Raw genomic sequence first — 659 nt, 5'->3', positions numbered from 1 at the left:
CTGCTTCGAGGATAGTATTGACACTTTCTTCCTTTGCAGCATCAATGAATCCGCATGTGTTGATGATAACTGTATCAGCTGACTCGATGTCGGCCGCCAACGTGAAGTCATTTACCGAGAGATGTCCAGCAAGCGTCTCGCTGTCCACGGTATTCTTACTACAACCGAGCGTAATGATATGGACGGACTTCGTCATCGAAGGGTTCCTTGCTGAAAACGTTCCAGAAGACGTTGGCTAACTGGAGAGGGGACAAATTCCGAAACATCCTGGCCGTATCTGCCGAGTTCTCGGATAATACTGGAGTTCAAATACGTGTACCGTTCGTGAGGCATGAGGAAAATGGTGGAAAGGCCAGGCTCCAGTTTACGATTCATCAAGGCAATCTGAAACTCGTATTCGAAGTCCGTGACTGCTCGAATGCCCCGCACAATGACGTGTACGTCGTGCGCGCGGGCCCAATCAACGATGAGCCCTTCGTGTACGACAACTGCTACGTTGGACAAATGGGCTAACGACTCCTCGGCCATCGCACGGCGTTCAGACTCGTCGAACATGGGCGTCTTTTTGCTATTGCGGGCAATGACGACGGACACACGATGGAACATCTGAGCAGCGCGTTCAATGACGTCAACATGGCCGTTGGTGATGGGGTCGAATG

At 51.4% G+C, this 659-nt stretch carries 1 protein-coding gene and 1 pseudogene; both read right to left on the bottom strand.

Annotation, left to right across the window (positions count from 1 at the left end; translation table 11 throughout):
• Nucleotides 1-196, bottom strand: a pseudogene (locus ACLD7X_RS17700) (30S ribosomal protein S12 methylthiotransferase RimO); the annotation flags it as partial.
• The coding region (gene coaD, locus ACLD7X_RS17695) for a pantetheine-phosphate adenylyltransferase (protein WP_411425004.1) at nt 193-659 on the bottom strand (467 nt) is incomplete at its 5' end. The gene coaD and the pseudogene ACLD7X_RS17700, both read right to left, overlap by 4 nt.

Origin of the sequence: Aphanothece microscopica RSMan92, assembly GCF_046613545.2 — a bacterium.
Taxonomy (GTDB): domain Bacteria; phylum Cyanobacteriota; class Cyanobacteriia; order PCC-6307; family Cyanobiaceae; genus NIES-981.
The sequence above is the reverse complement of the archived record's forward strand: the minus strand, read 5'-3'. Positions and strand labels throughout refer to the sequence as shown.